This window comes from Rubritepida flocculans DSM 14296 (assembly GCF_000425365.1).
GTDB classification, from domain to species: Bacteria; Pseudomonadota; Alphaproteobacteria; order Acetobacterales; family Acetobacteraceae; genus Roseococcus; species Roseococcus flocculans.
In genome coordinates this window covers 107,612-134,057 of record NZ_AUDH01000001.1, presented here as the reverse complement: position 1 = coordinate 134,057, position 26,446 = coordinate 107,612, and the positions used below count along the sequence as shown (strand labels likewise).

Annotated in this window: 26 protein-coding genes, 1 tRNA gene and 1 pseudogene; 12 read left to right on the top strand and 16 right to left on the bottom strand. The window is 73.9% G+C overall.

What is annotated here, in order from left to right; translation table 11 throughout:
* Positions 1–13 precede the first annotated feature (13 nt).
* The 5 genes from H596_RS0100665 to H596_RS0100645 form a co-directional block, all read right to left on the bottom strand.
* Positions 14–1,171 carry a dihydrodipicolinate synthase family protein gene (locus H596_RS0100665; protein ID WP_027283250.1) on the bottom strand — a complete coding sequence of 386 codons (1,158 nt, stop codon included), beginning with the start codon at positions 1,169–1,171 and terminating at the stop codon, positions 14–16.
* Positions 1,172–1,173: 2 nt separating this feature from the next.
* Positions 1,174–2,328 carry a Gfo/Idh/MocA family protein gene (locus tag H596_RS0100660; RefSeq protein ID WP_027283249.1) on the bottom strand — a complete coding sequence of 385 codons (1,155 nt, stop codon included), beginning with the start codon at positions 2,326–2,328 and terminating at the stop codon, positions 1,174–1,176.
* 64 nt (positions 2,329–2,392) lie between these two features.
* A complete protein-coding gene (locus tag H596_RS0100655) occupies positions 2,393–3,025 on the bottom strand; it encodes a TetR/AcrR family transcriptional regulator (RefSeq protein WP_027283248.1) in 633 nt (210 codons plus the stop codon).
* 70 nt (positions 3,026–3,095) lie between these two features.
* A complete protein-coding gene (locus H596_RS0100650) occupies positions 3,096–3,314 on the bottom strand; it encodes a DUF4170 domain-containing protein (protein WP_027283247.1) in 219 nt (72 codons plus the stop codon).
* Between the two features lie 5 nt (positions 3,315–3,319).
* The gene (locus tag H596_RS0100645) at positions 3,320–4,321 is read right to left on the bottom strand and encodes a Bug family tripartite tricarboxylate transporter substrate binding protein (protein ID WP_027283246.1); all 1,002 of its coding nucleotides are present in this window, start codon (positions 4,319–4,321) and stop codon (positions 3,320–3,322) included.
* Positions 4,322–4,450: 129 nt separating this feature from the next.
* On the opposite strand from H596_RS0100645, the gene H596_RS24480 reads away from it, so the two are divergent.
* The 6 genes from H596_RS24480 (at position 4,451) to ychF (ending at position 9,493) form a co-directional block, all read left to right on the top strand.
* A complete protein-coding gene (locus tag H596_RS24480; protein ID WP_027283245.1) occupies positions 4,451–4,741 on the top strand; it encodes a hypothetical protein in 291 nt (96 codons plus the stop codon).
* A 13-nt stretch (positions 4,742–4,754) separates the two neighbouring features.
* The gene (locus H596_RS0100635; protein WP_027283244.1) at positions 4,755–6,218 is read left to right on the top strand and encodes a methyl-accepting chemotaxis protein; all 1,464 of its coding nucleotides are present in this window, start codon (positions 4,755–4,757) and stop codon (positions 6,216–6,218) included.
* Between the two features lie 144 nt (positions 6,219–6,362).
* Positions 6,363–7,040 (top strand): 50S ribosomal protein L25/general stress protein Ctc, encoded by a 678-nt coding sequence (locus H596_RS0100630; RefSeq protein ID WP_027283243.1) that lies wholly within the window; start codon positions 6,363–6,365, stop codon positions 7,038–7,040.
* A 15-nt stretch (positions 7,041–7,055) separates the two neighbouring features.
* A complete protein-coding gene (pth, locus tag H596_RS0100625; protein ID WP_027283242.1) occupies positions 7,056–7,631 on the top strand; it encodes an aminoacyl-tRNA hydrolase in 576 nt (191 codons plus the stop codon).
* On the top strand, positions 7,631–8,077 hold the full coding sequence (locus H596_RS0100620) for a hypothetical protein (protein WP_027283241.1): 447 nt from the start codon (positions 7,631–7,633) through the stop codon (positions 8,075–8,077). The genes pth and H596_RS0100620 overlap by 1 nt, the downstream gene beginning before the upstream one ends.
* A 321-nt stretch (positions 8,078–8,398) precedes the next feature.
* Complete coding sequence (gene ychF, locus H596_RS0100615) at positions 8,399–9,493, top strand: redox-regulated ATPase YchF (RefSeq protein WP_027283240.1); 1,095 nt, start codon at positions 8,399–8,401, stop codon at positions 9,491–9,493.
* On the opposite strand, the gene H596_RS23220 is transcribed toward ychF, so the two are convergent.
* Both H596_RS23220 and argH read right to left on the bottom strand, forming a co-directional pair.
* On the bottom strand, positions 9,483–9,644 hold the full coding sequence (locus tag H596_RS23220) for a hypothetical protein (RefSeq protein WP_211225228.1): 162 nt from the start codon (positions 9,642–9,644) through the stop codon (positions 9,483–9,485). The genes ychF and H596_RS23220 overlap by 11 nt on opposite strands.
* A complete protein-coding gene (gene argH / locus H596_RS0100605) occupies positions 9,641–11,041 on the bottom strand; it encodes an argininosuccinate lyase (protein WP_027283239.1) in 1,401 nt (466 codons plus the stop codon). Before argH ends, H596_RS23220 begins: the two co-directional genes overlap by 4 nt.
* A gap of 21 nt (positions 11,042–11,062) precedes the next feature.
* Between argH and H596_RS24315 the strand changes: the two genes are divergently transcribed.
* A complete protein-coding gene (locus H596_RS24315; protein ID WP_027283238.1) occupies positions 11,063–11,614 on the top strand; it encodes a TlpA family protein disulfide reductase in 552 nt (183 codons plus the stop codon).
* Between the two features lie 1,663 nt (positions 11,615–13,277).
* On the opposite strand, the pseudogene H596_RS24950 reads toward H596_RS24315, so the two are convergent.
* From H596_RS24950 to H596_RS0100580, 3 genes and pseudogenes are all read right to left on the bottom strand, one after another.
* A pseudogene (locus tag H596_RS24950) lies at positions 13,278–13,445 on the bottom strand (DUF6538 domain-containing protein); the annotation flags it as partial.
* 113 nt (positions 13,446–13,558) lie between these two features.
* Positions 13,559–13,651: transfer RNA gene (locus H596_RS0100585), tRNA-Ser, on the bottom strand.
* Positions 13,652–13,752: 101 nt separating this feature from the next.
* Positions 13,753–14,385, bottom strand: coding sequence for a glutathione S-transferase family protein (locus H596_RS0100580; RefSeq protein ID WP_027283236.1), 633 nt, complete (start codon positions 14,383–14,385; stop codon positions 13,753–13,755).
* A gap of 85 nt (positions 14,386–14,470) precedes the next feature.
* On the opposite strand from H596_RS0100580, the gene H596_RS0100575 reads away from it, so the two are divergent.
* From H596_RS0100575 to H596_RS0100555, 5 genes are all read left to right on the top strand, one after another.
* Positions 14,471–14,782, top strand: a complete 312-nt coding sequence (locus H596_RS0100575) for a TM2 domain-containing protein (RefSeq protein WP_051212203.1) — start codon at positions 14,471–14,473, stop codon at positions 14,780–14,782.
* Between the two features lie 32 nt (positions 14,783–14,814).
* The gene (glmU, locus tag H596_RS0100570; RefSeq protein ID WP_027283234.1) at positions 14,815–16,116 is read left to right on the top strand and encodes a bifunctional UDP-N-acetylglucosamine diphosphorylase/glucosamine-1-phosphate N-acetyltransferase GlmU; all 1,302 of its coding nucleotides are present in this window, start codon (positions 14,815–14,817) and stop codon (positions 16,114–16,116) included.
* A 141-nt stretch (positions 16,117–16,257) separates the two neighbouring features.
* Entirely contained in the window at positions 16,258–17,343 is a 1,086-nt protein-coding gene (locus tag H596_RS0100565) for a TRAP transporter substrate-binding protein (RefSeq protein ID WP_027283233.1), read from the top strand.
* Positions 17,340–17,831 (top strand): TRAP transporter small permease subunit, encoded by a 492-nt coding sequence (locus tag H596_RS0100560; RefSeq protein WP_027283232.1) that lies wholly within the window; start codon positions 17,340–17,342, stop codon positions 17,829–17,831. The genes H596_RS0100565 and H596_RS0100560 overlap by 4 nt, the downstream gene beginning before the upstream one ends.
* A 3-nt stretch (positions 17,832–17,834) precedes the next feature.
* Positions 17,835–19,160 carry a TRAP transporter large permease gene (locus H596_RS0100555; RefSeq protein ID WP_027283231.1) on the top strand — a complete coding sequence of 442 codons (1,326 nt, stop codon included), beginning with the start codon at positions 17,835–17,837 and terminating at the stop codon, positions 19,158–19,160.
* 116 nt (positions 19,161–19,276) lie between these two features.
* Here the strand turns inward: H596_RS0100555 and H596_RS0100550 are convergent, their stop codons facing one another.
* The 6 genes from H596_RS0100550 to H596_RS0100525 are packed head-to-tail and all read right to left on the bottom strand — an operon-like array spanning position 19,277 to position 26,309.
* Positions 19,277–19,798: an NADH-quinone oxidoreductase subunit B family protein gene (locus tag H596_RS0100550; protein ID WP_051212202.1), complete on the bottom strand. Its 522-nt coding sequence runs from the start codon at positions 19,796–19,798 to the stop codon at positions 19,277–19,279.
* Entirely contained in the window at positions 19,798–21,282 is a 1,485-nt protein-coding gene (locus H596_RS19415; RefSeq protein ID WP_051212201.1) for a hydrogenase large subunit, read from the bottom strand. Before H596_RS19415 ends, H596_RS0100550 begins: the two co-directional genes overlap by 1 nt.
* Entirely contained in the window at positions 21,279–22,700 is a 1,422-nt protein-coding gene (locus H596_RS0100540) for a proton-conducting transporter transmembrane domain-containing protein (protein WP_027283229.1), read from the bottom strand. The genes H596_RS19415 and H596_RS0100540 overlap by 4 nt, the downstream gene beginning before the upstream one ends.
* Positions 22,697–23,365, bottom strand: a complete 669-nt coding sequence (locus H596_RS24310) for a hypothetical protein (protein ID WP_037299450.1) — start codon at positions 23,363–23,365, stop codon at positions 22,697–22,699. The genes H596_RS0100540 and H596_RS24310 overlap by 4 nt, the downstream gene beginning before the upstream one ends.
* Positions 23,365–24,327 (bottom strand): respiratory chain complex I subunit 1 family protein, encoded by a 963-nt coding sequence (locus H596_RS0100530; protein ID WP_245583919.1) that lies wholly within the window; start codon positions 24,325–24,327, stop codon positions 23,365–23,367. The genes H596_RS24310 and H596_RS0100530 overlap by 1 nt, the downstream gene beginning before the upstream one ends.
* Positions 24,324–26,309, bottom strand: coding sequence for a proton-conducting transporter transmembrane domain-containing protein (locus H596_RS0100525; protein WP_027283226.1), 1,986 nt, complete (start codon positions 26,307–26,309; stop codon positions 24,324–24,326). The genes H596_RS0100530 and H596_RS0100525 overlap by 4 nt, the downstream gene beginning before the upstream one ends.
* Positions 26,310–26,446 lie beyond the last annotated feature (137 nt).

The window sequence follows — 26,446 nt, the reverse complement described above, 5'->3', positions numbered from 1 at the left end:
ACGATCGCGCGCATCACGCCACGCCGTGCAGCGCGAGGAGCTGGCGCATCCGCGCCACGGCGAGCTCGGGGTCGCGCAGCAGCCCGGCGCGGTCGGCCAGGCGGAAGAGCTCGGCGAAGTGCTGGATGGAGCGCGTGCTCTGCTGCCCGCCCACCATCACGAAATGGTCCTGGTGGCCGTTGAGCCAGGCCATGAACACCACGCCCGTCTTGTAGAAGCGCGTGGGCGCCTTGAAGATGTGGCGCGAGAGCGGCACCGTCGGCGCCAGGATGTCGTGGAAGCTCGAGAGATCGTTGCGCGAGAGCGCGGCCAGCGCCCCGCCCACCGCCGGCGCGATGGGGTCGAAGATGCCGAGCAGCGCGTCCGAATGGCCGTGCTCGTCGCCCGCGATCAGCTCGGCGTAGTTGAAGTCGTCGCCGGTGTACATGCGCACGCCCTTGGGAAGGCGGCGGCGCATGGCGATCTCCTTCCTGTCGTCGAGCAGGGAGATCTTCACGCCGTCCACCTTGTCGGCATGGGCGGCGATGACCTCGAGCGCCACCTCCATCGCCTGCATGTGGTCGGCGTGGCCCCAGTAGCCCGCGAGGGCGGGGTCGAACATCTCGCCCAGCCAGTGGATGATCACCGGCTCCTTCACCTGGGAGAGGATGCGGTCATAGACCCGCACATAGTCGTCCGGGCCGCGCGCGGCCTTCGCCAGCGCGCGCGAGGCCATGAGGATGATGCGCCCGCCCATGCCCTCCACGGCGGCGCATTGCTCCTCATAGGCGCGGATCACGTCCTCCACCGTCACATCCGGGCCGGGGGCCAGGTGGTCGGTGCCCGCGCCGCTCGCCAGCACCGCGCCCGGCACGTCCTTCGCCGCATCCAGGCTCAGGCGGATGAGCTGCTGCGCCGCCGCCCAGTCGAGGCCCATGCCGCGCTGCGCCGTGTCCATCGCCTCGGCGACGCCCAGCCCCAGCGACCAGAGATGCTTGCGGAAGGCGATGGTCCGGTCCCAGTCGAGCTTCGCCTCCAGCCAGGGATCCTGCTCGGCCAGCGGGTCGGCCACCACATGCGCGGCGGCCAGCGCCACGCGCGGGAAGGGCGGCGTGGCGCGCGGGAAGTCGCGCGGGGCGGAGAGCGCGAAATCCTGCAGCCCATCGGGGGTGGGCAGGCGGATGCTCGGCATGCTCAGGCCTCCAGCTTCGGCAGGTCCACCCAGCGGCGCTCGCGCCAGGACTGCAGCCCGGCCATGGCGAGCTGCACGCCCTTCGCGCCGGCCAGCAGGTTCCAGGGATATTCCGCCACCTCGCCGGCCACATGGCGCAGGAAGATTTCCCACTGCGCGCGGAAGCCGTTGGGGTAGGCCTGGGTGTCGGGCACCTTCTGCCAGCCCTCGAAGAAGTTGATGGTCTGCGGCACGTCGGGGTTCCAGACGGGCTTGGGCGTGTTCACCCGCGCCTGGGTCCAGCACTCCGTCAGCCCCGCCACCGCGCTGCCATGCGTGCCGTCCACGTGGAAGGTCACGAGGTCGTCGCGCCGCACGCGGGTGCACCAGGAGGAGTTGATCTGCGCAATCACGCCGCCCGCGAGCTGGAAGGTGGCGTAGGCCGCGTCGTCCGCGTCGGCGTCGTAGAAGGTCCCATCCTCCTGCACGCGGCGCGGGATGTGCGTGGCGCCGAGGCAGGAGACGCTCTCGACCTCGCCGAAGAGGTTGTCGAGCACGTAGCGCCAGTGGCAGAGCATGTCGAGGATGATGCCCCCGCCCTCGGCCAGCTTGTAGTTCCAGGAGGGGCGCTGGGCGGGCTGCAGGTCGCCCTCGAAGACCCAGTAGCCGAACTCGCCGCGCACCGAGAGGATGCGGCCCAGGAAGCCGCTGTCGATCACCATCTTCAGCTTGCGAAGCCCGGGCAGGAAGAGCTTGTCCTGCACCACGCCGTGCTTGATGCCGGCCTGCCTGGCGAGGCGCGCCAGCTCCAGCGCGTCCTCCAGCGTGTCGGCGGTGGGCTTCTCGCAATAGACGTGCTTGCCCGCCGCGATGGCCTTGCGGATCAGGCCGGCGCGGAGCTGCGTGGTCGCGGCGTCGAAGAAGATCTCGTCCTTCGGGTCGGCGAGGCAGGCGTCGAGGTCGGTGCTGACGCGGGCGATGCCGTGCGCGCGGGCGAGGGCTTCGAGCTTGCCGCGGTTGCGGCCGGTCAGCACGGGGTCGGGCATCAGCACATCGCCGTCGGCGAGCCGGACGCCGCCCTCGGCGCGGATCGCCGCGATGGAGCGGATCAGGTGCTGGTTCATGCCCATGCGCCCGGTGACGCCGTTCATGATGATGCCGATGCGGCGTTCGGCCATGGCCGTTCCCTCCTGAAGTAACCGTCTGGTTACTTCGCGCGGCCCCGGGGCGGAGTCAAGCCCGTCAGGGCCGCAGATAGCCCAGCACCATGGCCACCGCATGCGCCTCGCGCGCGGCGAGCGCCGCCTCGCTGCCCAGATCCTCGCCGAACAGGGCGGAGAGGGTGTGGCGGTTCGCCACCGTGAAATGGCCGAGCGCGACGATGGAGAGGTAGAGCTGCAGCGGGTCCGCATCGGTGCGGAACAGCCCCTCCGCCGCGCCGCGGGCCAGCACCGCGCGCAGCGTCTCGGTCAGCGGCGAGTAGAGCGCCGGCACGTCGCGGCTGCGGCGCAGATGCGCGGCGCGGTGCAGGTTCTCCTCGTTCAGCAGCGCCACGAACTCGGGATGGGCGGCGGTGTAGCGGAGGTTGAAGGAGACGAGCCGCGCCATCGCCTCGCGCGGGGGAAGATGCGCGACGTCGAGCCGCTCCTCCTCCGCGCGCTTGGCAGCGTAGGCGGCCTCCAGCGCGGCGAGCCAGAGATCCTCCTTCGCGCCGAAATGCGCGTAGAGCATGCGCTTGTTCACGCCCGCCCGGGCGGCGATCTCGTCCACCCGCGCGCCGGCCAGGCCCTTGGCCGCGAACTCGGCCAGCGCGGCGTCGAGGATGCGCCGGCGCGTGGCGGCGGCGCGGGGCGAAAGGGGCGCATCGGGCGGCATGGCGCGATGTGAGCGCGCCGCCGGGCGCGCCGGAAGCCCCTGGCGGCCGTGATCCCGGCGGCCCGCCGCCTCAGCCGGGGGGGCGCGCCTCCAGGACGAAGAGGCGGTGGGTGGCGATGTCCACCTTGCGCCGCGTCTCGTCGCGCCAGGCGCGCTCGGCCGCCGCCAGGTCGTGGAAGGGGCCGTGCAGCTCCTCCGTCCCGGGCTCCAGCGCGGTGAAGCCCGTATCGGTGAAGACGCCGCCCCAGACCACCCAGATCCGCGGCCCGCCGCCGGGGTGCGCGGCCATGGGCGCTACTCCAGCGTGGCGCCGGAGGCGCGGACCAGCGCCTCCCACACCCGCTCCTGCGCGCGCAGATAGGCGCCGAAGGCGGCGGGCGTCTCGTCGGTGACGGGCTCGAAGCCGAGCGGCTCCAGCCGCGCGCGGAAATCGTCCGAGCGGGCGATCTGCACGATGGCGGCGTGCAGGCGGTTGATCGCCGCCTCCGGCGTGCGGGCCGGGGCCATGGTGGCGTACCAGGACTGCATGTCGATGCCCGACTGGGGCAGCAGCTCGCGCATGCCCGGCACCTCGCGCAGCTCGGGCACGAAGGTGATGCGCTCGGCGCTGCCCACGGCGAGCGGGCGGAAGCGGCCCGAGCGCACATGCGGCATCAGCGCCGGGATCACGTCGAACATCATGTCGATCGAGCCCGCCAGCAGGTCGGTGATGGCCGGGCCGCCGCCGCGATAGGGGACATGCGTGATCTCCATGTTCGCGGCGCGGTTGATGGAGGCGAGGGTGAGGTGGCTCACCGTGCCCGTGCCGGAGGAGCCCATGGTGATCCGCCCCGGGTTGGCGCGCGCCGCCGCCACCAGATCGGCGAAGCTGCGCCAGGGCCGGTCGGCGTTCACCACCAGGAGCACCGTGCCCGTCGAGACGCGGGTGATGGGCGCGAGGTCGCGCAGCGGGTCGAAGGGCATCTGGCGGCCGAAGAGGAACTTGTTGGCCGCGAGGATGGTGGCGGTGCCGAGCAGGAAGGTGTGGCCGTCGGGCTCGGCTTTGGCCACCGCATCCCCGCCCAGATTGCCGCCCGCGCCGCCGCGATTCTCGACGGTGACGGGCTGGCCGAGGAGGGGCTGCAGCCGCTCGGCCAGCAGCCGGCCGGTGATGTCCACCGCCCCGCCGGGGGCGAAGGGCACGATGAGGCGCAGCGGGCGGTTCGGAAAGCCCTGGGAGAAGGCGGGGGCGGCGAGCGGCGGCAGGGCGGCGGCGCCCAGGGCGGCGCGCAGCGCGGTGCGGCGGGAGAGGGGCATGGGATGGCTCCTGACCGCGCGGGAAGAGGCCCGCGCATGGTTCGCCCGATCTACCGGAAGCCCCCGGCCCGGCCAAGCGGCGGGGCGCGGAAACACCGCGTTAAGCACGCCGCCCATAAGCTTTGGCGCATGAGGATCGCCATCGCCGCCCTGGCCCTGTCCAGCCTGGGCCTGCTCGCCGCGGCGCTCTGGCCCGCCCCGGGGCGGGCGGTGCTGCTGGCGCTGGCGCCCGGGGCGCCGGTGGCCCATGCCTTCGGCGAGGAGGACTGGCGCGTGCAGCGGCTGTCCTCCTTCGGCCCCTTCACGCTCCTGCTGGCCGCGCCGGCGCGGCCGGAGGCCGATCCGCTCCGCCTCGCCCGCGCCAGCGGCGCGCTCTTCGCCACCCTCGCCGCCCCCTGGGCGGATTGCTCCTCCGACTGAAGGAACCCGCGTCGTGGATCTCTCCCTCATTCGCGCCCGCACCGGCCGCGCGCTGCTGATCCTGCTGGCCGTCCTGGTTGCGGCCGCGCCGCCGCTCGGCTGGCTCTCCGGCACCGGGCAGGGCGCGGTGATGCTGGGCGGGGGCATCGGGCTGGCCATGCTGGCGGCCGCGCTGCTGGCCGCCCGCCAGGGCCTGGGCGGCCCGGCGGCGGCGGCGAGCCTCGCGGTCGGGCTGATGGCGGCGATCTCCGTCCATGTCTGGTTCGCGCCCGCCTGGCTGCGGCCGGACATGCACATGGCCTATTTCGCGGGGCTGGCGCTGCTGGCGGGCTTCTGCGCCCCGGCGCCCATCCTCGTCGCCACCGTCACCGTGGCGCTGCACCACCTCGTGCTGAACTTCGCCGCCCCGATGGCCGTCTTCGGCGTGGCGGAGGGCAGCCTGGTGCGCGTCGCGCTGCATGCGGCCGTCCTGCTGGCGGAGGCCGGAGGGCTGCTGCTGCTGATCGGGCTTCTGCGCCGCGGCGCCGCCGCCGCCGATGCCGCGCTGGCCGAGGCGGAGCGCGCCCGCGCCGCCGAGGCCCAGGCGGCCGCCGCCCGGGCCGCGGCCGAGGCCGAGGCCGCGCGCGCCGCCCGCGAGGCGCGCCACGCCCTGGCCGACCGGGTGGAGCAGGAGATCGGCGGCGTCGCGGCCGGCGTCGAGCGCGCCTCCGACGCGCTGGAGGCCGCCTCCCGCCGCATCGCCGCCGGCGCGGCCGGGGCGCTGGAGGGGGCGCAGGCCGCCCGCCTCGCCGTGCAGGAGGCCTCGGCCGGGGTGCAGACGGTGGCCGCCGCCTCCGAGGAGCTGGCCGCCGCGGTGGCGGAGATCACCCGCCAGGTGGAGACGGCGAACGCCATCGCCGGCACGGCGGCCGAGCGCGCCGCCGGCACCCGGCGCAGCGTGCAGGGGCTGGCGGAAGGGGCCGCGCGCATCGGCGAGGTGCTGCGCCTGATCGGCGATGTCGCGGGCCGCACCAATCTGCTCGCGCTCAACGCCACCATCGAGGCCGCGCGGGCGGGCGAGGCCGGCAAGGGCTTCGCCGTGGTGGCGAGCGAGGTGAAGGATCTCGCGGGCCAGACGGCGAAGGCGACGGAGGAGATCGCCGCGCAGGTCCAGGGCATCCGCGCCGCGACCGAGGAGGCGATGGCGGCCATCGAGGGCATCGCCGCGGTGGTGGGCGAGGTGAACCAGGCCGCCGGGACCATCGCGGCGGCGGTGGCCCAGCAGGGCGCGGCCACGCGCGAGATCGCGGCCGCCAGCGCCCAGGTGGCGCGCGGCGCGGAGGCGGCCGCCGCCTCGGTGGGCCGGGCGCTCGACGAGGCGCAGCAGACGGCCGAGGCCACCGGCGAGGTCGAGCGCATGGCCGGCGCGCTGCGCGGCGATGCGGGCGCGCTGCGCGAGGCGCTGGCCGGCACGGTGGCGGGGCTGCGCGCGGCCTGATCCGTCGGGGGGCGCTGGCAGGGCCGGCGCGGGGTTGCGCCCGGCCCCGCCATCCCCTACACGCCGCGCCGAGGCGGCACCCCTGGAGGCCGCCTGCTTTCGTTTGGACGGAAGCGAAACACACCCGCTGTAGGAGCAAGTGGCATGGTCCAGACCATTCGGATCGAGGCCGCGGCGCGCGGGCGTGCCGGTAAGGGGGCGGCGCGCGCGACCCGGCGTGAGGGGCTCGTCCCCGGTGTCGTCTATGGGGCGAAGAAGGAGGCCACGCTGGTCGCCTTCGACCCGCGCGACATCATGAAGGAGCTGCACAAGGGCGGCTGGCAGTCGCACCTCTACGAGGTGGCGGTGAAGGACGGGCCCACCGAGCGCGCCCTGATGCGCGACGTGCAGTTCGACCCGGTGACCGACCGGCCCATCCATGTGGATTTCCAGCGCCTCGCGCCCGGCGCGCGCATCCGCGTGAAGGTGCCCGTCGCCTTCCTGCACGAGGAGAGCTGCCCCGGCCTGAAGCAGGGCGGCGTGCTCAACGTCGTCCGCCGCGAGCTGGAGGTGATGGCCGAGCCCGAGGCGGTGCCCGAGAAGTTCGAGATCGACCTCGCCGAGGCCAAGATCGGCGACAGCCTGCGCTGGTCGGCCGTGAAGGACAAGTTCGGCGCGAAGCCCGTGATCGCCAACCGCGACTTCGTGGTGGCGACCATCGCGGCGCCGACCGCGGCCGATGACGCCTCCGGCCCGGTGGCCGCGCCCGCCGCGCCCGAGGCGATCAAGCAGAAGGCCCCGCAGGCCGCTGCCGCCGCCAAGGCGCCCGCGAAGAAGAAGTAACCGGGGGGCGCGGCCGTGCTGCTCTGGGTCGGCCTCGGCAATCCGGGGCCGGAACACGCGCGGCAGCGCCACAACATCGGCTTCATGGCGCTCGACGCCATCGCCCGCCGCCACGGCTTCGCGCCGTGGCGGTCGAAGTTCAAGAGCGAGGTCAGCGACGGCACGCTCGGCGGCCGCAAGATCCTGCTGCTCAAGCCGATGACCTACATGAACCTCAGCGGCGATGCGGTGCAGGCCGCCGCCGCCTTCCACAAGCTGCCGCCCGCCGCCATCTGGGCTTGGCACGACGAGCTCGACCTCGCGCCCGGCAAGCTGCGGGTGAAGAAGGGCGGCGGCACGGCAGGGCACAACGGGCTGCGCGACATGCAGCGCGCCCTGGGCTCGGCCGATTTCTGGCGCGTGCGCCTGGGCATCGGCCATCCCGGCCAGAAGGAGAAGGTGACGGGCCATGTGCTCGGCGCCTTCGCCAAGGGCGAAACCTGGGTGGAGCCGCTGCTGGAGGCGCTGGCGGAGGCCGCGCCGCTGCTCGCCGCCGAGAAGCCGGAGGAGTTCATGACGCGCGTGGCCCTTCTGACGCAGGAGCAGGCGTGATGGAGCCGGTGGTGGTCGAGGAGATCTACGGCGGCCCGGGCCCGGAGGATCTGGCGAACGCGGCCGCGGCCATCGCCCAGGCGCTGCGCGCCTTCGCCGCGACCGAGGCGCAGGCGGCGGCCGGGCTGCGCGCCTGCCTGCCCACGCCCGCCGATGCCGGGCCGATCAGCGATGTGCGGCGGCTGCGCTCCGTGGCCGCCGCCGCGGCCGAGGCGGCCAGCCGCGCCGCCCTGCTGCTCGAGGCGGCCGATCTCGTCGCCCCCGGCGGCCCGGCGGGCGTGACGGCCGAGGCGCTGGCGGCGGCGGCGAAGCGCGCGGGGCTGCCGCCCGCCGTCCTCGTGCCGCTGCTGCGCGCCGCCGCGCTCAGCCTGCCGACGGACGACGCCTCGGCCCGCATCGCCGCGGCCATCCGCGTGCAGGAACTCGCGGCCAGCCTGACCGGATGACACGGCCCCTCTCCTCTATGGCGAGGGAGAGGGCGAGCGACACGGGCGCGCCGCGAGGGCCGGGTCTGGCGCGGCGGCGGGCCTGGAGCGGATCGCACATGGCTGGAATCGGCCATGGCGCGGCTCCTGCTCAGGATGATACGGGCGGCATCACATGCCGCCGGTATCGCGCGCAGGGTTGGTGTGGCGGCTGCGCGCCAAAACAAAGGCATACCAGCGGCCGCGCCGGCTTCTCAGGAGTCGAAATCAGCGGCCGCTGGTATGACGCGGAGGGAGCGGTTTCCGGTCATCCGGAAACCGCTCCAGGGGGCGAGGAGAGAGATGGGCTTCAACTGCGGAATCGTGGGCCTGCCGAATGTGGGCAAGTCCACGCTGTTCAACGCGCTGACGCAGACCGCGGCGGCGCAGGCGGCGAACTATCCCTTCTGCACCATCGAGCCCAATGTGGGCCGCGTGGCGGTGCCCGATCCGCGGCTCGAGACGCTCGCGCGCATCGCGAAGAGCGCGAAGCTGGTGCCCACCAGCCTCGAGTTCGTGGACATCGCGGGGCTGGTGCGCGGCGCCTCCAAGGGCGAGGGGCTGGGCAACCAGTTCCTCGGCAACATCCGCGAGGTGGACGCCATCGTGCATGTGCTGCGCTGCTTCGAGGACAGCGACGTGACGCATGTGGACGGCAGCGTGGACCCGATCCGCGACGCCGGCACGGTGGAGACGGAGCTGATGCTGGCCGATCTCGAATCGCTCGAGAAGCGCGTGCCGCAGCTCCAGAAGAAGGCCCGCGGCAACGACAAGGAGGCGCAGGCGCAGCTCGCGCTCATCGAGGCGCTGATCCCCGCGCTGCAGGCGGGCCGCGCCGCGCGCACCGTGATCCCCGCCGGCGAGGAGGAGGCCGCGCGCCGCCTCGGGCTGATGACGACGAAGCCCGTGCTCTACGTCTGCAACGTGGAGGAGGCGAGTGCCGCCACCGGCAACGCGCACAGCGCGCGGGTGATGGAATACGCCCGCGCCCAGGGCGCCCGCGCCGTGGTGGTGAGTGCCGCCATCGAGGCCGAGATCGCCCAGATGCCCGAGGCCGAGCGGGGCGATTTCCTCGCGAGCCTCGGCCTCTCCGATTCCGGGCTCGATCGCGTCATCCGCGCGGGCTACGAGCTGCTCGGCCTCATCACCTACTTCACCGCGGGCCCCAAGGAGGCGCGCGCCTGGACCATCGTGAAGGGCATGACCGCGCCCCAGGCCGCGGGCGTGATCCATGGCGATTTCGAGCGCGGCTTCATCGCGGCCGAGACCATCTCCTACGAGGACTACGTGGCCTGCGGCGGCGAGCAGGGCGCGCGCGAGGCGGGCAAGCTGCGCGTCGAGGGGAAATCCTACGTCGTGCGGGACGGCGACGTGATGCTCTTCCGCTTCAACGTGTAGCGGGCGGCGGCGCCGGGCGCGGCGGGTCGGGCGCGGGATAGACGCGCGGGAAGGTGATCCGCTCCGGCGGGCCGGGCGGGCGGGGCGGGCCATAGCGGCCGCAACCGGCCAGCAGGGCCAGCGCGAGCAGGCCGAGCAGCGCGCGCGTCATGCCAGGCGCTCCTTCCAGGCGGCGCAGGCGGCGCGGACATTCTCCGGCGCCGTGCCGCCATGGCTGCGGCGCGAGGCCACCGAGGCCTCGGGTGTGAGCACCTCGAAGACGGCGGCGGTGATGCGCGGCTCCACCGCCTGCATCTCGGCGAGCGACAGCCCCGCCAGATCCACGCCGAGCGATTCCGCCCGCGCCACCAGCCGGCCGGTGACGTGGTGCGCGTCGCGGAAGGGCAGGCGCAGCTCGCGCACCAGCCAGTCGGCGAGATCGGTGGCGGTGGAGAAGCCCGCCCCCGCGGCGGCCCTCATGCGCGCGGCGTCGGGCGTCATGTCGCGCACCATGGCGGCGGTGGCGGCGAGGCAGAGGGTGAGGCTCTCGGCGGCGTCGAACACGCCTTCCTTGTCCTCCTGCAGATCCTTCGCGTAGGTCATGGCGAGGCCCTTCACCACCGTCAGCAGCCCCACCAGCGCGCCGGTGATGCGCCCGGTCTTGCCGCGCACCAGCTCCGCCGCGTCGGGGTTGCGCTTCTGCGGCATGATGGAGCTGCCGGTGGTCAGGTTGTCGGGCAGCTTCACGAAGCCGAAGGCGGGGTTGGTCCAGATCACGATCTCCTCCGCGAGGCGCGAGAGATGCGTGGCGCAGATGGCGCAGGCGGCCAGGAACTCCATGGCGAAATCGCGCGAGCCGACCGAATCCAGGCTGTTGGCCGTGGGCCGGTCGAAGCCCAGCGCGCGCGCCGTCATGTGGCGGTCGATAGGAAAGCCCGTGCCGCACATGGCCGCCGCCCCCAGCGGGCATTCGTTGAGCCGCGCCCGGGCGTCCAGCATCCGCCCGCGGTCGCGCCAGAGCATCTCGGCGTAGGCGAGCAGGTGGTGGCCGAAGGTGGTGGGCTGGGCGGGCTGGAGATGGGTGTAGCCCGGCATGATGGTGGCGGCATGCTCCTCCGCCCGGCGCACCAGCACGCGGATGAGGTCCATCTGCTGCGCGGCGAGCCCGTCCATCGCATCCCGCACCCAGAGGCGGAAATCCGTCGCCACTTGGTCGTTGCGGGAGCGGGCGGTGTGCAGGCGCTTGCCGGCCTCGCCGATGCGCTCGGTCAGCCGCGCCTCGATGTTCATGTGCACGTCCTCCAGCGCCTCGGACCATTCGAAGCGGCCGGATTCGATCTCGCGCGCGATCTCGGCGAGGCCCTGGCGGATGGCGGCCTCGTCCTCGGCCGAGATGATGCCTACATGGGCCAGCATGGCGGCATGGGCGAGGCTTCCGCGGATGTCCTGCCGCCACATCTTGGCGTCGAAGCCGATGGAGGCGTTGATGGCCTGCATGATCGCCGAGGGGCCCTCGGCGAAGCGCCCGCCCCATTGCTGGTTGGCGCCGGTCTCGTTGGGGATGGACAAGGGAGGATCGCTCTCGTGCTGATGTCGCGCCGCCGGATGGGCCTTCTGCTTGTTGCCCCCGCGCTGCCGCCCGCGCAAGCGGCGGCGCGCGGGGACGGCAGCGAGAAGCTGCGCGAGGGCCGCCGCCCCGCCCCGGCCGTCACCTTCACCGACGCCGAGGGGCGCGAGCACGGGTTCCAGGACTTTCCGGGCGAGGGGCTGGTGGTGAACCTCTGGGCCACCTGGTGCCCGCCCTGCGTGGCCGAGATGCCCGCGCTTGACCGGCTGCAGGCCATGCTGCGGGGCGAGCGGGTGCGGGTGCTGGCGCTTTCCTCCGACCGCGGCGGGCGGGCGGTGGTGGAGGCCTTCTATCAGCGCCTCGGCCTGCGCGAACTCGGGCTCTGGCTCGATCCGCGCGGGGCGGCGGCGCGCGGCCTCGGGGCGCGCGGGCTGCCCACGACCGTGATCTTGGACCGCGCGGGCTTCGAGCGTGCGCGGCTGGAGGGCGAGGCGGAATGGGATTCGCCCGCCCTGGTGGCCGCGGTGCGCCGGCTGGTGGAGCCGCTGCCGGGCGAGGGGACGGGCCGGAGCTGAACGCCCGCATAAAAAACGCCCGCCGACCTGTTGGATTGGCGGGCCAGTCATCCAGGGAGGTCTCGCGTCCGGGAGGCATCGCAAGCGGCGATTCTCGCCGTTTTCCGGGCAGCCGGGACGTATCGGGAGCGTGGTATATCCTGCCACGACTTTGGCAGAAACATGCAGAGGGCTGCCGATTTCGAATACCCCCGTCGGCTTTTGCCTGCTTCATGAGGGATCGGCTTTGGGGAGCCGAGTGGGCCGCCATGTCGCGCCCGAGGCTGTGGCCCATCGCCATCCGGACCAGGGTCGTGTTGGTCGTCGGCAGGCGTTCCAGTGCCGTGTCGAAGGTGGTCCGCCGCGCGTGGAAGTCGTGGCGGTCGGAGAAGCCGAGCTCCCGCCGCAGCATCACGAAGCGGCGCGAGGAGTAGGCTTGGAGCGTGTCCCGCGGCTTGGTGCGCGGCAGTTCGGGAAACAGCACGCGCACGCCGCGCCTGCGCGCCTCCTCGGCGCAGTCGAGGAGCCCGATCTCGACAAGGTGCGGATGGATCGGCCCGATGCGCCGGGCGGAGCGGGACTTCCGCCTCTGGTCGTTGGACCACGCGACGCGCAGGAGCGGCAGGCCGTCCATCTGCGCGACGTCGGCGGTGCGGAGCTGGAGCGCCTCCTCCATTCGTGCGTCGCGGGTGTGGTCCGGATCGGCGGCGTCCTCCGCCCGGCGCAGGGCGCGCTTGGTGAAGCGGAGCGGAGCGAAGGGGTTCTCGCCGATGACCTCACCCTCCGCGATGAAGCGGCGAAACGCGGCGAAGAAGAACTCCAGGTGGATGTTGATGGTCTTGGGATGCATGGGCGCGGCCAGCAGCTCCGCGCGCGCGCGCTCGACCGTCGAGCCATCGGGGAGGGTGATCGGGCCGGCTGGGGTTCGCGCGAGCGTGGCGCGCAGCGTCTTGGCCGTCTCGATGACGGCGCCGAGATCCCCGGCCTTCGCTGCGTCCCGGTAGATGGCGGCCTGCGCCCATGTGGCCGGGAGCACCTCCAGCCGTTGCTTGAACGCGGCGGCGTCGCGTCGGGTGATGGCGCTGGCGGGCGGATCCCCGACCAGTCCCCGGAACAGGCGCAGCGCGACGGCGGCCTTTTGGGCGTTGGCGGGCCCCCAGCCCTGGCGCTCGGCGTGCTGGGCGAAGAGGCTGGGCCGGGACGCGCCCGCCTTGCCCTCCTCGGCGATCACAGAAGGGCCGGGCCAACCCTCATAGGGGAACACGGCGGGACGGGGAGTCCCCATCCGGTTGTGGGCCAGGATGGCGTGCGCCTCGGCGGCCACGCCTGCCGCCATCCGCAGGAAGGAGCGGTGCCGGTCCTCAGGCTCAGGCGTCGCCCGGTTGCGGCGCCGCAGGGCCGCCTGGGTGTAGGGGCGGATCTCCTCGAAGGCGTTCCGCACCAGCACCCCGCGCCAGTAGTGGGCCCGGTCCATTCGATCGTCCAGCGCCTTGGCTTCCGCCTCCTCCTCGGTGTCGTCGTCGGAGAGCGCGTCGGGGTCGTGGTTTTCTGGGCGGAACAGGTGCTCGCGCTCGCCGCGCGCGATGATGGCGCGGAACAGCTCGCGCAGGATCTCCATCAGCTCGGCGTCTGTGGGCTGGATCGGCTCCTGCGCGGACATCGCGACGGCTTCGGCGAGCCTCTCCACGGCGGCGGTGGCGCGAGCGGCGAGACGCCGCGCGACCGCCCGGTCGCTTGTCCTCAGGGCGATCCCGAAATGGCTGCGACCAATCCGGCTTGCCAGCACCAACGGCAAGCGCGCCCGCCAGTAGAACCGCGCCCGCCTTGCCAGAAGATGAACCCGGCCGCCCATGCCCGCGCCCTCGCGCTTGGCGGGCGCAGGTGTCGCACCCAGGTGCGCCAGTTCCGCCCGCCGCTGGATCGGCGGCCCGGAAGCCCTGGATCTGCTAAGTCTTTGTTAAGACTTGGCGGAGGGGATGGGATTCGAACCCACGAGACGGGTTATCCCCGTCTAACGGTTTAGCAAACCGCCGCCTTCGGCCACTCGGCCACCCCTCCGCAGGAGTGGAAAGTCACACGGCGTATGCTGGGTTCCGGATAGCGCGCCCCCCGCTGCCCGTCAAACCAACTCTGCGCCCGGGCGGCGGGAAGGCGCCGCCTCAGCTCATCGCCACCGCGAAGCCGCGCTGCACCGCCGGCCGGGCCATCATGCGCGCATACCAGGCCGCGACGTGGGGCAGGTCGTCGAAGGGCACCTGGTGGCGCTCATGCCGCCAGGCCCAGCCGAGGATGGCGAAGTCCGCGATGGAGGGCTCGCCCTCCGTCGCCACGAACTCCCGCCCCGCGAGCCGCCTGTCCAGCACGCCGTAGAGGCGCTTGGTCTCGGTGTGATAGCGCTTGAAGCCGTAGTCGCGCGCCGGGCCCTCGGGCTGCATCAGGAAGTGGTGCACCTGGCCGGGCATCGGGCCGAAGCCGCCCATCTGCCACATCAGCCACTCCATCACCGGCACGCGCGCGCGCAGGTCGCGCGGCAGGAACTTCCCGGTCTTCTCGGCGAGGTAATAGAGGATCGCGCCGCTCTCGAACACGGTGATGGGCTGCCGGCCCGGCCCATCGGGGTCGATGATCGCCGGGATGCGGTTGTTGGGCGCGAAGGCCAGGAAATCGGGGTTGAACTGCTCGCCCTTCGTGATGTCCACCACATGCACGCTGTAGGGCAGCCCCATCTCCTCCAGCGCCACGCTGATCTTGCGGCCATTGGGCGTGTTGTAGGTGTAGAGCGCGATGGTCATGCCGGGGCCTTCTTTCCGCCAGGGTCGCCGCCCCATATGCACGGCGCGCGCGGCACCCGCCAGCACCCCCGCGCGACGGAGACCGATGAGCCACCCCCGCCCCTCGCCCGACGCCATCGCGCGCATGCGCTACGACGCGGCCGCGAAATCGCCGCTGATCGCCTATCTGCTGTGGTTCTTTCTCGGCTATGGCGGGGTGCACCGGATGTATCTGGGCCGCTGGATTTCGGGCATCCTGATGCTGCTGCTCTTCGGCCTCTCGCTGCTGCTGACGCTGGTGCTGATCGGCTATCTGGGCCTCGGCCTCATCGCCCTGTGGTGGGTGATCGACGCGCTGCTCATCCCGGGCATGGCGCGGCGGGCCAATGAGCGGCTGATCGCGCGGCTCGCCGGTTGAAGGCCCGGGCGCGCGGCGCTACGCCTGCCGCCATGCGCGCCGCCATCCTCCTCGCCGCGGGTCAGGGCACCCGCATGAAGTCCGCCATGCCCAAGGCGATGCACCGGCTGGCCGGGCGGCCGATGGTGCAGCACCTGCTCGCCGCCTGCGCGCCGGTGTTCGAGCGCATCGTCGTGGTCGTCGGCCCCGGCATGGAGGTGCTGGAGCGCGCGGTCGCGCCCCACGCCACGGTGGTGCAGGCCGAACGCCTGGGCACCGGCCACGCCGCGCGCATGGCCGCGCCGCTGCTCGAGGAGTTCGCGGGCGACGTGGCGGTGCTCTACGCCGACAACCCGCTGATCAGCACCGCCACGCTCGAGCGCCTGCTGCTCGCCCGCACCCAGGCCGATCTCGCGCTGCTCGCCATGCGTCCCGCTCATCCCGGCCGCTACGGCCGCGTGGTGCTGGACGCCGAGGGCCAGGTGGCGCGCATCGTCGAATGGGCGGACGCGACCGAGGCCGAACGCGCCATCCCCCTGTGCAACGCCGGCGTGGTCTGCGCCGCGGCGCGCGACCTGTTCCGCTGGCTGGCCGATCTGCGCAACGACAACCGCCAGGGCGAATACTATCTGACCGACGTGGTGGCCGCCGCCCGCGCGGAAGGCCGCAGCGCGCGCGCCGTCGAGGCCCCGGAGGCGGAGCTGCGCGGCATCAACAGCCGCGCCGAACTTGCCGCCGCCGAAGCCGAGGTGCAGGCCGCCCTTCGCGCCGCCGCCATGGAGGGCGGCGCGACGCTGGTGATGCCCGAGACGGTGCACATGAGCTTCGACACGCGCCTCGGCCGCGACGTGGTGGTGGAGCCGCACGTCGTCTTCGCCCCGGGCGTAACGGTCGAGGAGGGCGCGACCATCCGCGCCTTCTCCCACCTCGAACACTGCGTGGTGCGCGCGGGCGCCGTCATCGGCCCCTATGCGCGGCTGCGCCCGGGCACCGAGGTGGGCGAGGGCGCGCATGTGGGCAATTTCGTGGAGCTGAAGGCCGCGCGGCTGGGCGCGCGGGCCAAGGCCAACCACCTCACCTATCTCGGCGACGTGACGGTGGGGGCCGAGGCCAATGTCGGCGCCGGCACCATCACCTGCAACTACGACGGCGTGAACAAGCACCGCACCGAGATCGGCGAGGGCGCCTTCATCGGCAGCGACACGGCGCTGGTCGCGCCCGTGCGGGTGGGTGCGCACGCCATCACGGCCGCGGGCTCCGTCATCACCGAGGATGTGCCGGAGGGGGCGCTCGCCATCGCGCGGGGCCGGCAGGTGGTGAAGCCGGGGCGCGGGGTGCGGCGCAAGCCGGGCTGATACTGCCCAAGGCGCGGGCAGTCTGGTTGGCGCGCGCGCAATCTCCGACCCCGCCGCACGGATTTCGTGCAAAGGGGCGCTATCCGCCCCCGCCCGGGCTTGGCATCCCCTCCGCCATCCATCGGGCCGGAGGCACCTCGCATGAACCGTCGCAGCATCATCGGCGCCGCCGCGGGCGGCCTGGCGGGCAGCCTCGCCATGCCCGCCGTCGTCACGGCGCAGACCACCTTCAACTGGCGCATGACGAGCTTCTACGGCCCGCAGGCCGCCTTCTATTCCGTCGGCCCCGGCTCGGCGCGCGACCTGATCGACCGGATCCAGCGCATGTCCAACAACCGGCTGCGCATCCAGTTCTTCGGCGCGGGCGAGCTCATCCCGGCCGCCGAGGGCTTCGACGCCGTCTCCTCCGGCGTGGTGCAGATGAACTACGCCAACGCCTATTTCTGGACGGGCAAGACCTTCGCCGCGCAATACTTCACCGCCGTGCCCTTCGGCCTGAACTTCCAGGGCACCAATGGCTGGATGTACGACGGCGGCGGGCTCGACCTCTGGCGCGAGGTGTATGACCGCTTCAACCTCGTGCCCTTCCTCTGCGGCAACACCGGCGTGCAGATGACGGGCTGGTTCCGCCGCCCCATCGAGCGCGTGGAGGATCTGCGCGGCCTCAAGATGCGCATCCCGGGCCTCGCGGGCCGCGTGATGCAGGCCTTCGGCGTGGATGTGCGGCTGCTGCCCGCGGGCGAGATCTTCCCCGCCCTGGAGCGCGGCGTGATCGACGCGGCCGAGTTCGTCGGGCCCTTCCTCGACCGCCAGCTCGGCCTGCACCGCGTGGCCAAGACCTACCACACCACCGGCTGGCACGAGCCCGCCACGGCGTCCGAGCTCATCATCAACAAGGCCGCCTGGAACAGCCTGCCCAACGAGCTCAAGGCCATCGTCGAGAACGCCTGCGCCGCCTGCAACGCGATCAGCGAGGGCTGGTGCCAGAAGAACAACGCCGATGCGATGGAGGACCTGATCCGCAACCACGGCGTCAACGCCATCCCGCTGCCCGACGAGGTGGTGGCGCGGCTGCGCGCCGAGACCACGCGGGTGCTGGAGGAGGCCGCCGCGCGCGATCCGCTGGTGCGGCGCGTGCACGACAGCTTCATGGCCTACAAGGCGCGCTTCGACGCCTGGGCGAACTACAGCGAGGGCGTCTATCACAACACGGTGCGCCGCGCGTGAGGCGCGCCGCCGCCGCCATCGACGCCGTGACCGAGGCCGTGGGCGCGCTCGCCGCGCTCGCGGTGCTCGCGCTCGTGGTCGTGATGTCCGCGAACGTGCTGCTGCGCTACGGCTTCTCCACGGGAAGCGTGTGGGCGCAGGAGCTGGAGTGGCACCTGCTCGTGCCCATCTCGCTGCTCGGCATGGTCTGGGCGCTGAAGCGGGGCGAGCATGTGCGCGTGGACGTGCTCTACGCCGCCTACGGGCCGCGTCTGAAGGCCTGGAGCGACCTGCTGGCCGCGCTGCTCGGCCTCGTGGTGCTGGCGGCGATGGCCTGGCTCTCCCTCGCCTATGTCGGCCAGTCCTGGCGCATCGGCGAGGGCTCGGCCAATCCCGGCGGCATCCCCTGGCGCTGGGCGCTGAAGGCCGTCATCCCCGTCGGCTGCGGGCTGATGGCGCTGCAATACCTGGCCGAGACGCTGCGCGCCGCCGCCCGCCTGAAGGACTGATCCATGCCCATCACCGAGGTCTACGCGCTGCTCATGCTGGGCAGCTTCTTCGTGCTGCTCATCCTCGGCGTGCCGGTGGCGCTCACCCTCGCCATCGCGGGCTTCATCTTCGGCTGGCTGGGCTTCGGCAGCTTCCTTTTCAACCTGCTGCCCGCGCGCATCTTCGGCGTGGTGACGAACTACACGCTGCTCGCCATCCCGCTCTTCGTCTTCATGGGCGTGATGCTCGAAAAGAGCCGCATGGCCGAGGATCTGATGGAGGTGGTGGGCCGCCTCGCGGGCGGCTTGCGCGGGGGGCTGGGCATCGGGCTCGTGCTGGTGGGCGTGCTGATGGGGGCCACCACGGGCATCGTCGGCGCCACGGTGGTCACGCTCGCGCTGCTGACCATGCCGGCGCTGCTGCGCGCGGGCTACGACAAGGGCGTGGCCTCGGGCGTGATCTGCGCCTCGGGCACGCTGGGGCAGATCATCCCGCCCTCGCTCATCCTCATCCTGCTGGCCGACATCATGAACCTCTCCGTCGGCACGCTCTTCGCCGCGGCGGTGTTTCCGGGGCTGCTGCTGGCGGCCTTCTACGTGATCTACCTGCTCGTGCTCGGCATGGTGCGGCCGGAGATGGTGCCGGCGGTGCCGGCCGAGCAGCGCGCCGCGATCTCGACGCGCGAGCTGTGGTGGCGGCTGCTGAAGGTGGTGGCCCCGCCGCTCGGCCTCGTCGTGGCGGTGCTCGGTTCCATCATCGGCGGCGTGGCCGCGCCGACCGAGGCGGCGGCGATGGGCGCGCTGGGCGCCATGGTGGTCTGCGCGCTGGGGCGGCGGCTGAGCCTCCGCCTGGTGTGGGAGACGGCGGGCGCCACGGCGCGCATCACCGCGATGATGATGTTCATCCTGGTCTGCGCGCAGGTCTTCGCGCTGGCCTTCCGCGGCCTGAACGGCGAGCAGCTCGTGCACGACCTGTTCGCCTTCCTGCCCGGCGGCATCGCGGCCGACATCTGGTTCCTGATGCTGCTGATCTTCGTGCTCGGCTTCTTCCTGGAGTGGATCGAGATCAGCTACATCGCGGTGCCGCTCTTCCTGCCCGTGTTCGTCGCGGCGGACGTGAACCTCGTCTGGCTCGCCATGCTCATCTGCGTGAACCTGCAGACGAGCTTCCTCACCCCGCCCTTCGGCTGGGCGCTGTTCTTTCTGCGCGGGGCCGCGCCGGCCGAGGTCCGCACCGGCGACATCTACCGCGGCGTGATCCCCTTCGTGCTCATGCAGGTGCTGGGGGTGGCGGCGGTGTTCTTCTTCCCGGCCCTGGCCACCTGGCTGCCGGCGGCGATCGGCTGGTGATACGGCCGGCAAGACATGCCGGCCGTATCGCGCGCAGGGTTGGTGTGGCGGCTGCGCGCCAGGACAAGGCCATTCCGGCAGCCGCTGGCATCAGGAAGGGGCCGGCCGGCCGCCGCTCAGCCCGCGTTGGCCTCCAGCAGCGCCACCAGCCCTTCCAGGATGTGCGTCGGCGTGGGCGGGCAGCCGGGGATCACGAGGTCGGGCATGATCGCCTCCTCCACCCCGCCCAGCACGGCGTAGCTGCCCTTGAACACCCCGCCATCCACCGCGCAGTCCCCGGCGGCGACGATCCAGGCGGGCTCGGGCGTGGCGGCGCGGCAGCGCAGCAGCGCCTCGGCCATGTTGCGCGTCAGCGGGCCCGTCACCAGCAGCACATCCGCATGGCGCGGCGAGGCGACGAAGCGCAGCCCGTAGCGCTCCAGGTCATGCGCCACATTGCCGAGCGCATGGCACTCCAGCTCGCAGCCGTTGCAGCTTCCCGCATCCACGTGCCGGATGGCGAGGGAACGGCCGAGCCGGCGCTGCCCCGCCTCGGCCAGCCTGTCGCGCAGCGCCGCCACCACCTCGGGGCGCGGCGTCACCGGCGGGTCGGTGCGCGGCCGGGAGAGCAGGTTGCGCGCGAGCTTCGGCCAGAGCATCAGAGATCCACCCCGCTGTAGCTGCCGTTGACGCTCTTGTTGATGAGCGGAAAGTCCGCGACGATGTTGCCGATCGCCGCGGCCTCCAGCAGCGGCCAGTGCAGCCAGGACGGGTCGCGCAGGTAGAGCGCCTCGATCAGCCCGCCATCGTCCAGCATCACCCAGGCGAGGCACTCGCCGCGGAACCCCTCCACCAGCGCCACGCCCTCGCCGCCCTGCGCGGGCAGGGGCAGGGCGAGCGGCCCCTCGGGCAGGGCGGCGAGCAGCGCCTCGGCGCGGGCGATGGCGATGCCGGCCTCGGCGTGGCGCTGACGCCAGCGCGCGTCCACGTCGCCGGCGGCGTGCAGCGGCATCGCCTCGGCCGCCATCTCGCCGTTCAGCACCCGCGCGTCGAAGGCCCGGCCCGCGGCGCGCCCCACCACGCCGCCGGGGGCGAAGGCGTCGCGCAGCGCGGGCGGGATGACGCCGGTGCCCACCATGCGGTCCTGCAGGCTCGCGTGGCTCTCGTAGATGCGCAGAAGCCCGGGCAGGGCGGCGGCGATGCGCGCCAGCGCCCCGCGCAGCGCCGCGACGCCCGCGGCGTCGAGATCCTGCGCCACCCCGCCGGGCAGCACGCGGTCCATCATCAGCCGATGGCCGAAGGCGGCGTGCTGGGCGCGCAGCAGCCCCTCGCGCAGCCAGCCGCATTCCGCGTGCAGCGCCGCGAAGGCCGCGTCATTGGCGATGAAGCCGAGGTCGTTGAGGTGGTTGTGCAGCCGCTCCAGCTCCAGCATGGCGGCGCGGATGGCCGCGGCGCGCGGCGGCGCGGGCACGCCGGCCGCCGCCTCGGCCGCGCGGGCGAAGGCCAGCGAATGGGCCACTGTGGAATCGCCCGAAAGCCGCGCGGCGAAGCGCGCCGCCGCGCGCGGCGATTTGCCGAGCATCAGCGAGAGCGTGCCCTTGTGCGTGTAGCCGAGCCGCGCCTCCAGCCGCACGATCGTCTCGCCCTGCACATGGAAGCGGAAATGCCCGGGCTCGATGATCCCGGCATGGATGGGCCCGACGGGGATCTGGTGCACGCCCTCGCCCTCGGCGGGCAGGAAGGCCATGGGCGGCGCCTCGGGCGCCTGCGGCGCGGGGCGGGCGGAGAGCGGCCCCGCCAGCGGCCAGCGCCCGTGATCCAGGAAGGGCCGCGCATCCACCGCCTCCTCGGGCGTCAGGCGCCAGAGATCGTGCAGCGCGCGCTCGAAGAGCACCGCGCCGGGCCGCCCGGGCGAGAGGGCGGGGAAGCGCCCCTCCGGCGCGGGCAGCGAGGCGAGCACCACGCGCAGCGCCGCACGGTCCAGGAAGGCCGCATGCGCGAAGCCCGGCGCGCCCCAGAGCGCGAGAAGATCGAGCCCCGGCGCGTCGCGCAGCGCGATCCAGGCGGCGCGGTCCAGCACCACGCGCGGCCAGGGCGCGCAGGCGGTGGGGGCGCCCGTCGTGAGAAGCGCCGCGGCGGTCATGGCAGCAGCCCCGCGCCCTCGCGCAGCAGCGCGGCCAGCGGCGCGGGCAGCGCCAGCGCGATGAGCAGCGCCAGCAGCAGGTTCGTCCACAGCGGCAGCAGCGCGGAAAGCCCGGCGGGGCCCGGCGCGGCGTCCGGCGTGGGGGGGCCGAGGCAGAGGCGCTGCATGGCGTGCAGCAGGGCGAGCCCCGCCACCAGCAGCCCCGGCAGCAGCAGCGCCAGCACCCAGGGCGCCGTCCGCGCCGCCGCCCCCGCCAGCCACCATTCCGAGACGAAGAGGCTGAAGGGCGGCAGCCCCGCCAGCCCGGCCATGGCCAGCACCAGCCCCCAGCCCAGCGGCGGGTGGCTGCGCGCGAGCCCGCCGATGGCGTCCATGCGCTGATCCCCCTTCAGCCGGGCGGCGCGGCCGATGGCGAAGAAGGCCGCGCTCTTGAGCAGCGCATGGCCCCAGAGGTGCAGAAGCCCCGCCGCATTGCCCGCCGGCCCGCCCAGGCCGAAGGCGATGGCGGCGAGCCCCATGTGCTCGATGCTGCTCCAGCCCAGCAGCCGCTTCGCGTCGCGCCGCCGCCACAGCGTCACGCCCGCGAGCAGCAGCGAGGCGAGGCCCATGGCCAGCAGGAATCCGCCGGGCGAGAGCGCCTCGCCATTCGCCGCCACGATGCCCTGCCCGCGCAGGATGGCGAGCATGGCCGCGTTCAGCAGCAGCCCCGAGAGCACGGCGGCGATGGGCGTGGGCCCCTCCGCATGCGCGTCGGGCAGCCAGGAATGCAGCGGCACGAGGCCCGCCTTGGTGCCGAAGCCCACCAGCAGGAAGACGAAGGCCAGGTTGAGCAGCGCGGGGTCCATGCGCGCCGCCACCTCGCGCAGCGCCGCCGCCGAGAGCCGCGCCTCGCCCCCGGGCAGATGCGGCGCGCCGGCCAGCGCCAGCACGATGATGCCGAACAGCGCCAGCGCGATGCCGAAGCCGCAGAGCACGAAGAACTTCCACGCCGCCTCGATGGCCGCGGGGGTGCGGTGCACCCCCACCATCACCACCGAGGCGAGCGTGCCCGCCTCGATGGCCACCCAGAGGATCCCCAGATTGTCCGACAGCAGCGCCACATGGTTCGCCGCCAGGAAGCCCTGGAAGGCGGCGTGGTAGGAGCGCAGCCGCCGCCCGTCGAAGCCCTCGCCGCGCACATCCTCGAGCGAGAAGAGGGCGGTGCCGAAGCCGACGATGGCCGACAGCATCACGAAGGGCGCGTTCAGCGCATCCGCCCGCAGCCAGCCCTCGCCGCCGGGCGCGGAGAGCAGCAGCGCCGCCGGAACCAGCGCCGCGCCGCACAGCAGCAGGTTCAGCAGCGCCGCGCGCGCCGGCCAGGCGGCCAGCAGCCCTGCGCCCAGCAGGTGCAGCAGCACCAGCGCGCCCGCCGGGCTCATCGCCGCTCTCCGCGGTGGCGGTCGAGCAGCGCCGTGTCCTGCGCGCCGAAGCGTTCGCCGAGCTGCCGGGCGAAGACGCCGGCGATGACGGCCACCACCAGCACCAGCCCGGCGGTGGAGAGCTCCACCACGAGCGGCATCCCGGCCACGCCGACGGCGGCGAGGATCAGCCCGTTCTCCATGGTCAGCAGCCCCGCCACCTGCGCGAGCGCGCCGCGGCGCGTCGCCATCATCAGCGCGCCCAGAAGCAGGATGGCCAGCGCGATGGCGATGTCCACCCGCGCCAGCACCGGCGCGCCGCGCGTCGCCGGCACCGCGACGAGGAAGGCGAGCGCCACCAGCCCCGCCGCGCCCAGCATGACGGGCGCGAGCGGCCCCGGCGCATCCGCGCGCTGCGCGGGCGGCAGCGCCGCGGCCATGCGCCGCAGCACCAGCGGGATGCCGAGCCCCTTCGCCGCCAGCGCGATGCCCGCGGTGAGGAGAAGCTGCCCCGCCCCCTGCACATGCCCCTGCCAGGCGGCGGCCAGCGCCAGCAGCACGCCCTGCAGCGCCAGCGCGCCCGTCACCGCCTCCAGCCGGCGCTGCGCCAGCAGCACGAAGGAGACGAGCAGCATCGCCCCGCCCAGCAGATGCGCTACGTCGTAGCCGATCTCGCCCAGCCCCATCACGCGAGCCCCGTGGAGACGAAGAGCAGCGCCGCCGCGAGCAGCGCCAGCAGCAGCGCCGCCCCCAGGAACTCCGGCACGCGGAAGACGCGCATCTTGGCGATGGCGCTCTCGAACGCCGCGAGCGCGAAGGCCAGCCCCGCCAGCTTCGCCCCCCACAGCGCCGCGCCGATCAGCCAGGAGAGCGGCCCCGCGCCCGCCGGCGCCATGCCGAATGGCAGGAACACCGCCGCCAGCAGAGCGAGCCAGACCGCGAGCTTGAGCGCCGCCTGCGCCTCCCACAGCGCGAGGTGGCGGCCGGAGGCCTCGAGCAGCATGGCCTCATGCACCATGGTCAGCTCGAGATGCGTCGCCGGGTTGTCCACCGGCACCCGCGCGTTCTCCGCGAGCGCGACGGCGCAGAGCGCGAGCGCGGCGAAGAGCAGCGAGACGCGCAGCCCCTGCCCGCCCTCGCGGAACAGGGCGGCGATGGCGTCCAGGTTCGCGCTGCCCGCGAGCAGCGCGAGCACCAGAACGGAGACGAGCAGCGCCGGTTCGGCGAAGGCGGCGAAGGCGGTCTCGCGCCCCGCGCCCAGCCCGCCGAAGGCGGTGCCCGCATCCAGCCCGGCCAGCACCAGCGCGGCCCGCGCGAGCCCGAGCAGCCCGGCGATGAGCAGCAGATCGGCGAAGGGCGCCAGGATCATGCCCTGCGCGAAGCCCGGCACCAGCAGCCCGGCCAGCAGCGTGGCCGAAAGGGCGAGATAGGGCGCCGCGCGCGTCGCGACGCTCGCGTGCTCGGCCAGGATGGGGCGCTTGCGCAGCAGGCGCAGCGCGTCGCGCCAGGGCTGCAGCAGGGGCGGGCCGCGCCGGCCCATCAGCCGGGCCTTCGCCGTGCGCGTGAGGCCGAGCAGCAGCGGCGCGGCGGCCAGCAGCAGCGCGCCGTGCAGAAGCTGCGTCAGCAGCGCGCCGAGCAGGGCCATCATGGCCGCCCCAGCCCCGCCAGAAGGGCGAGCAGCCCGACCAGCGTGCCGAAGGCCAGCGCGAGGCAGGCGCCGAGCGGCAGGTTGCGCAGGCGCTCGGCCTCATGCCCCGCGCGACGCCGTGCGCGGGCGAGCGGCGCCAGCAGCGCCCCGAATCCCCTGTCCCGCGCCGCCACCTGCAGCCGCGCGGGCGCCGCCGCCCCCGGCGCGGCCGGGCTCTGCGCCTCGCGCAGCGCCAGCGCCAGCGGGCCCAGCGCGCGCCGCAGCGGCTGGGCGGCGCCGGCCGCGCTGGGCTGGGTCAGCGGGTCGCCGAAGGGCAGATGCGCGGGCGGGGGCTGGAAGCCGCAATCCCAGGCGGGGCCGCGCTGCGCCGCCGGCGCGCCCGCGCGCCGCACCGCCCGCCACAGCAGCGCCGCCAGCAGCAGCAGCGCGCCCAGCACGGCGGCCGGCGCATAGCGCGCGCCCGCCTCGCCCAGGCTCAGGGAGAGGCCATGGACCGGCGCGCCCGCCGCCCCGCCCAGCAGCGCCGCCACCGCCCCGTCCGCGAGGCCGAGGAGCGGCCCCGCCAGCAGCGCCGCGGCCGCGCAGAACAGGGCGGCGAGCAGCAGGGCCACACGCGCCAGCCCCGCCGCGTCCCCGGCCCCCGCGGCGCGCGGCGTGCGCGGCCGGCCGAGGAAGACGAGGCCGATCAGGCGCAGCATCGCCGCCGCCGCCAGCGCCGCCGCCATGGCCGCCGCCGCCAGCGCCGCGGCGATCAGGAGCTGCGCGGCCAGATCGGCCAGCCGCCAGCCCTGCAGCAGCGCCTGCAGCAGCAGCCACTCGCCCGCGAAGCCCGCGAAGGGCGGCAGCGCCGCCGCCGAGGCCGCGCCCAGCAGCGCCGCGCCCGCGACCAGCGGCATGTTGTGGATCAGCCCGCCCAGCCGGTCGGGGTCGCGGCTGCCGGCGCGCTCGGCCACCGCCCCGGCGCAGAGGAAGAGCAGCCCCTTGAAGGCCCCGTGCGCCAGCGCATGCAGCAGCGCGGCAGAGAGCGCCACGGCCGCCAGCGGCGAGAGATCCGCACCGCGGAACAGCAGCGCGAGCCCGAGGGCGAGGGCGATCACGCCCAGATTGTCGAGGGTGGAGCAGGCCAGGATGGCCTTGATGTCGCGCTCCGTGTTCGCCCGCAGCGCGCCCCACAGCGCGGTGGCCGCGCCCAGCGCCATCAGCGGCGCGCCCCACCAGCCCGGCTGCGCCGGCCCCGCGAGGTCGAACAGCACCCGCGCCAGCACATAGAGCGCCACCTTCACCATCGCCCCCGACATCAGCGCCGAGACGGGCGTGGCGGCCGCCGGATGGGCGAGCGGCAGCCAGAGATGGAAGGGCAGCAGCCCCGCCTTGGAGCCGGCGCCCAGCAGCACCAGCGCCATCGCCGCGGCCGCCCGCCAGCCCTCGGGCGGCGCGGCGCGGATCGCGGCGAAACCCGCCCCCGGCGCCGCGAGCAGCGCCAGCCCGCCCAGCAGGCACAGCCCCGAGAAGGCGGCGAAGCCCAGATAGAGCCGCGCCGCCCGCCGCCCCGCCCCCGCCGGGTGGCGCGCCGCCACCAGCGCCCAGGAGGCGAGCGACATGGCCTCGAAGCCCAGCAGCAGCGTCAGCACATCCCCCGCCAGCAGCGCCAGCGCCATGCCCGCGAGGAAGAGCGGGAACCCCGCCGCCTCGGCGCGCCCGGCGATGCCGCCCGCCGCCGCCATCAGCGCCGCCGGCAGCGCCACCACGCCCAGCACCAGCAGGAACCAGGCGGAGAGCGGATCGAGCGAAAGCCGCAGCGCCGCCCCCGGCGGGCCGAGGGGCAGATCGAGCACGGCCGGCCCGCCCAGCAGCCCCGCCAGGGCGAAGAGCGCCGCCGCCGCCGCCGCGCCGAAGGCGGCCCAGCGCGCCGCGAGGCCCAGCGCCCCCGCGAGCCCGAGCCCGAGCAGCCCCCCGAGCGCAAGGCCGAGCGCGCTCAGCACCCGTCCCGCCCCCGCACCCGCACCGAATCCCCCTCGCCGCGCCGCATGGGGCGAGCTTAACACCCGCCGGCCCCCTGGCGAGGCTGGACAAGCGTGACGCATGGTTTACGGGGGCGGCTCTCTTCCCGAGGGGAGGC

Excerpts from the sequence above, each read along its gene's own strand:
- H596_RS0100565 (WP_027283233.1), top strand. The coding sequence starts at position 16,258 with ATGAACCGTCGCAGCATCATCGGCGCCGCCGCGGGCGGCCTGGCGGGC.
- glmU (WP_027283234.1), top strand. The coding sequence starts at position 14,815 with ATGCGCGCCGCCATCCTCCTCGCCGCGGGTCAGGGCACCCGCATGAAG.
- H596_RS0100555 (WP_027283231.1), top strand. The coding sequence starts at position 17,835 with ATGCCCATCACCGAGGTCTACGCGCTGCTCATGCTGGGCAGCTTCTTC.
- H596_RS24310 (WP_037299450.1), bottom strand. The coding sequence starts at position 23,365 with ATGGGGCTGGGCGAGATCGGCTACGACGTAGCGCATCTGCTGGGCGGG.
- H596_RS0100650 (WP_027283247.1), bottom strand. The coding sequence starts at position 3,314 with ATGGCCGCGCACCCCGGCGGCGGGCCGCGGATCTGGGTGGTCTGGGGC.
- ychF (WP_027283240.1), top strand. The coding sequence starts at position 8,399 with ATGGGCTTCAACTGCGGAATCGTGGGCCTGCCGAATGTGGGCAAGTCC.
- H596_RS0100530 (WP_245583919.1), bottom strand. The coding sequence starts at position 24,327 with ATGATGGCCCTGCTCGGCGCGCTGCTGACGCAGCTTCTGCACGGCGCG.
- H596_RS19415 (WP_051212201.1), bottom strand. The coding sequence starts at position 21,282 with ATGACCGCCGCGGCGCTTCTCACGACGGGCGCCCCCACCGCCTGCGCG.
- H596_RS0100580 (WP_027283236.1), bottom strand. The coding sequence starts at position 14,385 with ATGACCATCGCGCTCTACACCTACAACACGCCCAATGGCCGCAAGATC.
- H596_RS0100620 (WP_027283241.1), top strand. The coding sequence starts at position 7,631 with ATGGAGCCGGTGGTGGTCGAGGAGATCTACGGCGGCCCGGGCCCGGAG.
- H596_RS0100660 (WP_027283249.1), bottom strand. The coding sequence starts at position 2,328 with ATGGCCGAACGCCGCATCGGCATCATCATGAACGGCGTCACCGGGCGC.
- H596_RS0100655 (WP_027283248.1), bottom strand. The coding sequence starts at position 3,025 with ATGCCGCCCGATGCGCCCCTTTCGCCCCGCGCCGCCGCCACGCGCCGG.
- H596_RS0100665 (WP_027283250.1), bottom strand. The coding sequence starts at position 1,171 with ATGCCGAGCATCCGCCTGCCCACCCCCGATGGGCTGCAGGATTTCGCG.
- H596_RS24480 (WP_027283245.1), top strand. The coding sequence starts at position 4,451 with ATGAGGATCGCCATCGCCGCCCTGGCCCTGTCCAGCCTGGGCCTGCTC.
- H596_RS0100575 (WP_051212203.1), top strand. The coding sequence starts at position 14,471 with ATGAGCCACCCCCGCCCCTCGCCCGACGCCATCGCGCGCATGCGCTAC.
- H596_RS0100630 (WP_027283243.1), top strand. The coding sequence starts at position 6,363 with ATGGTCCAGACCATTCGGATCGAGGCCGCGGCGCGCGGGCGTGCCGGT.
- H596_RS0100540 (WP_027283229.1), bottom strand. The coding sequence starts at position 22,700 with ATGAGCCCGGCGGGCGCGCTGGTGCTGCTGCACCTGCTGGGCGCAGGG.
- H596_RS0100645 (WP_027283246.1), bottom strand. The coding sequence starts at position 4,321 with ATGCCCCTCTCCCGCCGCACCGCGCTGCGCGCCGCCCTGGGCGCCGCC.
- H596_RS0100550 (WP_051212202.1), bottom strand. The coding sequence starts at position 19,798 with ATGCTCTGGCCGAAGCTCGCGCGCAACCTGCTCTCCCGGCCGCGCACC.
- H596_RS23220 (WP_211225228.1), bottom strand. The coding sequence starts at position 9,644 with ATGACGCGCGCGCTGCTCGGCCTGCTCGCGCTGGCCCTGCTGGCCGGT.
- H596_RS24315 (WP_027283238.1), top strand. The coding sequence starts at position 11,063 with ATGTCGCGCCGCCGGATGGGCCTTCTGCTTGTTGCCCCCGCGCTGCCG.